The organism is Streptomyces sp. NPDC056948 (assembly GCF_042674225.1).
GTDB lineage: Bacteria > Actinomycetota > Actinomycetes > Streptomycetales > Streptomycetaceae > Streptomyces > Streptomyces purpurascens.
Genome location: NZ_JBHUQX010000446.1, coordinates 1 through 7305, shown reverse-complemented (window position 1 = coordinate 7305; position 7305 = coordinate 1). Strand labels below are relative to the sequence as shown.

Below are 7305 nucleotides of genomic sequence, written 5' to 3'. Positions count from 1 at the left end.
CGGTTCTTCAGGTGCCGGCGTCCGTGCCGGTTACTGCACGAGCTTCAGCAGCCGGTTCGGCGAGCCCGAACCCGCGCTGGTGACCTTGCCGGTGGTGGCGCCGGCGACCAGGGCCGAGGCGACCTGGGCCGGGGTGGAGGAGGTGTGGCCCGCCAGGTAGACCGCCGCCGCGCCCGCGACGTGCGGGGTCGCCATCGAGGTGCCGGAGATGGTGTTGGTCGCGGTGTCGCTGGTGTGCCAGCCGGCCGTGATGGACGAGCCGGGCGCGAAGATGTCCAGGGCCGAGCCGTAGTTGGAGTAGCTCGCCTTGGCGTCGGTGTTGGTGGTGGCGCCGACCGTGATGGCCTCGGCGACCCGGGCCGGGGAGGACGAGGAGGCGGTGGTGCTGCTGTTGCCCGCGGCGACGGCGTACGTGACGCCGCCGGCTATGGAGTTGCGGACCGCCGTGTCCAGCGAGGCCGAGGCGCCGCCGCCGAGCGACATGTTGGCGACCGAGGGACCGGAGTGGTTCTGCGTCACCCAGTCGATGCCCGCGATCACACCGGCCGTGGTGCCGGAGCCGCTGTTGTTCAGCACCCGCACGCCCACGATCTTCGCCTTCTTGGCGACACCGTAGGTCGTGCCCGCGATCGTGGTGGCCACATGAGTGCCGTGGCCGTTGCCGTCGGAGGCGTCGTTGTCGCCGTCGACGGCGTCGTAACCGTGCGCGGCACGGCCGCTGATCTGCTGGTGGGTGACGCGCACACCGGTGTCGATCACATAGACCGTCACGCCGCTGCCCGCGCTGTCCGGGTAGGTGTAGGTGCCGGAGAGCGGGAGCGAGGTCTGGTCGATACGGTCCAGACCCCAGGGAGCGCTGGTCTGGGTGGCGGTGGCCCGGACGCGCTGGTTCTGCTCGACCGCGGCCACGGCCGGGTCGGCGGCGAGCCGCCTGGCCTCGGTGGCCGAGAGGGCGGCGGAGTAGCCGTTCAGCGCCTTGCCGAACGTCCTCTCGACCGTGCCGCCGTACTCCTTCACCAGGCCCTTGCCCGCGGCCGAGGACGCCTTCAGCCCCGCGCTCTTCTTGAGCGTGACGATGTAGCTGTCCTTGATCGCGGTCGGGGAGTCCGCGGCGAGCACCCGGCCCTCGGCGGGAGCGGCCTGGGCGGGGAGGGCGGTGAACCCGCCCACGAGGGCGGCGGTCGCCAGAGAGGTGATCGCGGCGAGTCCGAGTCTCTTGCTACGCAGTTGTGCCATTACGAGGGAGTCCTCCTCTAGGCGGCGCGCGCCTGGGTGGGGCGCGCGTCATGTGGGGGTGGTGCGCGTGCTCGCGCACTCCGGCCGGGGAGCGTCGCGTTCCGCTCTCGGCCGGAGTAAAGCGTCGGCCATCTACCGGCGTAGAACAAGAGAGTTGAGCATCAGTCAACAAATCTGTCATGAGCACGAAATAAATCGACAGACTTGGCATGGACACTTCCTGTCAACACGCGTAGCTGCTACGACGGTTATGGCAGAGATCCTGCTAAAGGGAGGTTCCATGAGACGTTCCCGACTTGTCGTCCTCGTGAGCTCGCTCCTCCTCGCCGTCGGCACAGCCCTCACCGGGGCCGCGACGGCGCAGGCGTCCTCACTCGCAGCAACTGGCGGCTATGTGGCGCTCGGTGACTCCTACTCCTCCGGAGTGGGCGCCGGCAGCTACATCAGCTCCAGCGGCGACTGCAAGCGCAGCACCAAGGCCTTCCCCTACCTCTGGGCGGCCGCCCACTCACCCTCGACCTTCGACTTCACGGCCTGCTCGGGCGCCCGAACGGGTGATGTTCTGTCCGGTCAGCTCGGCCCGCTCAGCAGTGCCACCGCCCTCGTCTCCGTCAGTGTCGGCGGCAACGACGCCGGATTCGCCGACGTCATGACGACCTGTGTGACCCAGTCCGACAGTGCCTGCGTCTCCCGGATCAACACCGCCCGGGCGTACGTCGACTCCACGCTGCCCGGCAAGCTCGACGGCGTGTACTCGGCGATCCGCTCCAAGGCACCCGACGCACGCGTCGTCGTCCTCGGCTACCCCCGCTTCTACCAGCTCGGCACGACCTGTCTCGGCCTCTCCGAGACCAAGCGCAAGGCCATCAACGACGCCTCCGACTACCTCAACACCGCCGTCGCCAAGCGCGCCGCCGACCACGGCTTCACCTTCGGCGACGTACGCACCACCTTCACCGGCCACGAGATCTGCTCCGGCGACTCCTGGCTGCACAGCGTCAGCTGGCTCAACATCGGCGAGTCCTACCACCCGAAGGCCCCCGGCCAGTCGGGCGGCTATCTGCCGGTGCTCAACGCCAACGACTGACCGGTCATCCGGAGTCCGAGTCCGAACCTGAGTCCGTCTCGGTGTCCGTGCCTGAAGGAGAAGGGGAGGCCCCGTCCGTCGGGGTCTCCGTCTCGCACGTCAGAGAGAACGGCACCCCCTCGGACGTCGTCCGCACCGGCTCCCGCACCTCGACGCTGATCTCGTTCTCGATCGTCCCGGACTCCTCGCGGGTCGTCACGTTCACCGTGTCCTGCTTCGTACGGCCGCCGCGCTCCGGGAACGACAGCGTCTTCCAACCCCCGTCGAGCACCGATCCGTCCTGCGTCACCCAGCGGTAGCGCACCTCGGCCGGCAGCCGGCCCACCGTGAACGTCGCCGTGAACTGCGGCGCCTCGGCGTTCGGCGGCGGGCACGGGCCCGAGTAGTCCGTGCGTTTGCCCTCCAGAGCCACCCGCACCGACTGCGGCGGCGGACTGCTCTTCTCGCTCTCGCTCTCGCTCGGTGTCGGGGAGGGGCTCGACTTCCCGCTCCCGGTGTTCTCCTTCGGGCCGGTCTCGGCCGGCGTACTCGCCCCGGCCCCCTGGTCGTTGTCCCCGGAGCCGTCGCCGCCCCCATTGTTCAGCAGCGCGTACGTCAGCCCGCCCACCGCGAGGGCCAGTGCGACCACGCCCGCGACCAGCACCCGGCCGGTCCGGCGGTCGCGATCCTGACGGGTGGCCGTCGTCGTGGCACCCGAGCCGGAGGGCATCGGCTGCCCCGGGAAGGGCATCGGGGGCGTGGCGGCAGGCTCGGCCCGGGCCGCGGTCGGCGGGGGGTACGGGACCGCCCGTGTGGTGTCCGCGTGCGGCGCGCCGCCGGCGGCGATGACCCGCAGGTCCTGCTCGGCGCGCTCGGGCGGCAGCCGCTGTTCGGGATCCTTGCGCAGCAGTCCCTCGATGACCGGGGCGAGCGGCCCGGCCCGGTACGGCGGCGGCAGCTCCTCGTCGACGATCGCGCGCAGCGTGCTCAGGGGCGTGTCGTGACGGAAGGGGGAGTGGCCCTCGACCGCCGCGTACAGCAGCACCCCGAGCGACCACAGGTCGGACTCCGGACCCGGCGTGCGGCCGAGCGCCCGCTCCGGGGCGAGGAACTCGGGCGAGCCGATGACCTCCCCGGTCATGGTCAGCGCGGAGCTGCCCTCGACCATGGCGATCCCGAAGTCGGTGAGCACGATCCGGCCGTCGTTCGAGATCAGCACGTTGGCCGGCTTCACGTCCCGGTGCAGCACCCCGGCCTCGTGCGCGACCCGCAGCGCGGCCAGCACCTCGGCGCCGATGTGCGCGGCCCGCTCCGGCGGCATCGGGCCCTCGGCGTCCAGCACCTCCGCCAGCGAGAGCCCGCGGACCAGTTCCATGACGATCCACGGCCGGCCGCCGTCCGTCGCCACGTCGTACACCGTCACCACGTTCCCGCTGGCGACCCGGGCAGCCGCCCACGCCTCCCGCTCCAGCCGGGCGTACATCCGCTGCACGTCGTCGGCCGCCAGTCCGGCCGGGGCGCGCACCTCCTTGACGGCCACCTCGCGGTGCAGCACCTCGTCGCGGGCGCGCCACACCGTCCCCATGCCGCCCTCGCCGAGCGGCGCCAGGAGCCGGTAGCGGCCCGCGATCACACGCTCATGGCCCGGTTCTTCGGACACGGCGCCCCCATTCGCAGCCGGGCGAAATCTCCACGAGGTCTGTCTTCCCCACGCGGTCGGTTTTTCTCACGACGTCCGCTTTCCCTTTGACGCCTGTTTTCTCACGAACGTAACTCAGCCGAGTGCGGATGCCGCCCCCTTGAACACCAGTCCGGCGCCGAGTACCACCACGGCGAAGGCCGAACCGAGCGGTGCGGTGCGGCGTATCAGGGCCGCCATCGGGCCGGCCGTCCAGCGGGGGCGCCGGTCCATGAGCCGCGTCATCCCGCTGCCCGCCTTGACGACGGCGTACCCGGCGGCCGTCAGGGTGAGCGCCAGCCCGACGCCGTACGCGACGACGAGCAGCAGACCGAACCAGGCCTGCCCGAGGGCCGCGGCGCCGACGAGCACCACCACGGCGGAGGGGCTGGGCACGAGTCCGCCCGCGAAGCCCATGAGGATCGTGCCGCGGAGGGTGGGGGCGACGGGGTGGGAGTGAGTGAAGCCGCCGTGGGTGTGCACGACCTTGTGCGGGTGGGAGTGGGGGTGGTTCTGGTCGTGCGGGTGGCTGTGGTCGTGGTGGTGGTGATCGTCGTGCGCGTGATCGTGGTGGTGGTCGTGCGTGTGGCCGTGGCCGGTGTGCTCATGCCGGTGATCGTGCTCGTGATCGTGGTCATGCGTGGGGGTGTGGGGGTGGGGCGCGCGGCTGCGCAGTGCCCGGCGGACCAGGCTCGCGCCCGCCAGTGTCACCAGCAGGCCGCTGGCGACGCCGAGCCAGGCGATCACCGAAGGGGCCGCCGCCGAACCCGCCGTGACCAGGAGACCCAGGGCGACCACGCCCAGGGTGTGGGTGACCGTCACCGAGGCGGCCATGGGCAGGACGTCCTTCATCCGGGCCGCACCGCCCCGGGCCGCCGCCGTCGCGGCCATGATGGTCTTGCCGTGGCCCGGGGCGAGCGCGTGCATCGCGCCGAGGACGACGGCGATGCCGAGAGCCAGCGCGGCGAACCCAGCGGTGAGGTCGTGCCGGGCGACCAGGTCGTCCAGGGCACGCGTCCAGCGGTCGGCGCCGCGCGGCAGCACGGAGGCGGCGGGGGCGTCCGACTCCTCCTCGGCCAGCGCCGCCCCGCCGGGGCGCACCGACAGGGCGGCGGACGCGGTGTCGGCCGGAGAGGAGAGCAACTCCTCGGGGTACTTGGTCAGTTCGGCCGAGATCGACTTCTCGGGTACGTCCGACGCGGTGAGGGTCATACGGTCGCCCCGGGCCGTGACCTCCCGCCAGCCCGGGCCGGAGGAGGCGCCGGCGCCGCGGAAGCCGAGCGACACACTCTCCTTGTCCGACGGGAGGGGAGCGGTCAGCTCGCACTCCACACGGAGGGTGTCGAGCCCCGCCTGCCCGGGCCGCACACGCGCCCGGCTGCGCTCGGCGGTGAGGGCGGCGCCGCGGCCGTCGACGGTCACCTTGCTGTCCGCGGCGGCCGTGGCGCACCGCTCGCGCGCCCACAGGGCGATGCCCAGCCGCTCGATGTCCGGCTTCGCCTGGGTCGCCGGGATCTCGGCGAGGTCCTCGACGTGCCGCACCCGGAGTTCGCCGGGGGCGGCGACGAGACCGTCGTAGCGGTTGACGGTGAAGTTGCCCAGCGGGTGGGCGCTCGCCGTGGCGGCGGGCAGCAGAATGAGCGCGCAGGCGGCCGTCAGGACGGCGGCGCCGGACGCGAACAGTCGGCGCAGGGTCACCGGTTCTTCTCCAGGTCCTTGAGCGCGGTACGGGCCTCGCGGGCGCCGAGGGGCGAGAAGCCGGGGTTCAGGTCGAGCGCGGCCTTCAGGTGGTCGCGGGCTGCGCGCTCGTCGCCGGTGGCACGTTCGATGATCCCGCGGTGGAAGAGGAAGGTGGCGTTGCGGTAGCCGGTGGCGGTGGCCCGGCGGGCGTACGGCAGGGCCTCCTCGTCGCGGCCGTTGACGTGCAGGGCCCAGGCGAGCGCGTCGGCGGTGTGCACGCTGTGGCGGCGGTCCCACTCGGCGCGGGCGGCACGCAGGGCCTCCTTCTTGTCGCCGTGGTCGGCGGCGGCCATGGCCGAGTCGAGGTCGGCGTTGACACCGCCGGCGCGGGCCAGAGCCGTCCAGGCGTCGACGAGGGCGTACTGGTCGCCGGCCTTCGCCCGGTCGCCGTCGGCGCCGCGGTCCTCGTACAGCTCGCCGAGGGCGACGAGCGGGCCGGGCAGCGGGAAGCGGGCGACGACCTGCTCCAGGCCCTGCACGGCGGCCGCACGGTCACCGTCCGCCGCCTCCGAGCGGGCGCGGCCCTCCAGGGCGGGCAGGTAGGAGTCGTCGGCGGCGAGCGCGCGGGCATAGTGGCCGCGGGCCGCCTTGTAGTCGCCCTGGTTCCAGGCAAGTTGCCCGAGGGCGGTGGCGACGTAGGCGATGTCGGCGGGCGAGTCGGCGGAGTCCAGGGCGCGTTCCAGCACCTCACGCGCCGTGCGGACATCGCCGCGCAGCTCCCGCACGTACGCGTACCGCGTGAAGACGGGGAGGCCGGGGCGTCGGTCGTCGGCGGTATCGGCGGCCTTCTCGGCGTCGTCGTACCGGCCGAGTTCGACGAGGGCGTCGATACGGGTGCACAGGGCACGTTCGTTGTAGGGGTTCTGCTTCAGGGCCCGGTCGGCGTACTCGAGGGCGCCGGGGAAGTCGTGCCGGGCCGCGGCGAGGGCCGCCTGGCCGGCCAGGGCCGGGTCGTTGCCGGGCTCCAGTCCGAGGGAGCGCTTCAGCGCGCGCTCGGCCTGCGGATAGCGCGAGGGGTCGCCCTTCGTCCTGGCCTGTTCGACGTAGGCGATGCCGAGGGTGGCCCAGCTGACGAAGTCCCTCGGCTGGGCACGGAGATGCTTCTGCAGGGACGCGATCCCCGAGTCGAGATCCCCCCGGGCCAGCGCGCCCGGCGACAACGCCCCGGCCGCGGACACGGCGGCCACGTCACCGCCGGCCGGACCGTTTCCCGCACCCCCGAAGGCGATGGCCCCACCGGTGAGCGCGACGGCCAGCAGCGCGGCGCACCCGGCCAGATGAGCCGCCCGCCAGCGCCGCGCGCCGTCAGCGGTCCGCCGCACCGCGGCTACGCGCTGGTCCACGTCCTTGTCGGCGGAGGGTGCGCTGTCGCTGTCCGGCCGGGCGTCCTCCTCATCGGCCTGTGCCTCGTCGGCCTCCGCGTCATGCCCGGCGGCGGCTTCAGCCTCCGGCTCGACGGCCGGGTCGGCGGCGTGCTCGTCCCCTGCCTCCGCGGCCGGCTCGTGGTCCGGGCGTGGGCGGTCGTCGTCGCGCCTCTCCGGTGCGCTGTCCGTCGTACGCGGAGGCATGGGTCTCCTCAGTCGGC

The 7305-nt window shown here is 72.9% G+C and carries 5 protein-coding genes; 1 reads left to right on the top strand and 4 read right to left on the bottom strand.

What is annotated here, in order from left to right:
• Positions 1-30: 30 nt before the first annotated feature.
• Positions 31-1236, bottom strand: a complete 1206-nt coding sequence (locus ACFTZL_RS37700; protein WP_382592770.1) for a S8 family peptidase — start codon at positions 1234-1236, stop codon at positions 31-33.
• A 280-nt stretch (positions 1237-1516) separates the two neighbouring features.
• Here ACFTZL_RS37700 and ACFTZL_RS37695 point away from each other — a divergent pair, with 280 nt between their 5' ends.
• Positions 1517-2323: an SGNH/GDSL hydrolase family protein gene (locus ACFTZL_RS37695; protein WP_382592767.1), complete on the top strand. Its 807-nt coding sequence runs from the start codon at positions 1517-1519 to the stop codon at positions 2321-2323.
• A gap of 4 nt (positions 2324-2327) precedes the next feature.
• Here the strand turns inward: ACFTZL_RS37695 and ACFTZL_RS37690 are convergent, their stop codons facing one another.
• The 3 genes from ACFTZL_RS37690 to ACFTZL_RS37680 form a co-directional block, all read right to left on the bottom strand.
• The gene (locus ACFTZL_RS37690; protein WP_382592764.1) at positions 2328-3962 is read right to left on the bottom strand and encodes a protein kinase; all 1635 of its coding nucleotides are present in this window, start codon (positions 3960-3962) and stop codon (positions 2328-2330) included.
• Between the two features lie 114 nt (positions 3963-4076).
• Positions 4077-5678, bottom strand: a complete 1602-nt coding sequence (locus ACFTZL_RS37685) for a nickel transporter (RefSeq protein WP_382592761.1) — start codon at positions 5676-5678, stop codon at positions 4077-4079.
• The gene (locus tag ACFTZL_RS37680; RefSeq protein WP_382592758.1) at positions 5675-7288 is read right to left on the bottom strand and encodes a tetratricopeptide repeat protein; all 1614 of its coding nucleotides are present in this window, start codon (positions 7286-7288) and stop codon (positions 5675-5677) included. Before ACFTZL_RS37680 ends, ACFTZL_RS37685 begins: the two co-directional genes overlap by 4 nt.
• Positions 7289-7305: the final 17 nt, after the last annotated feature.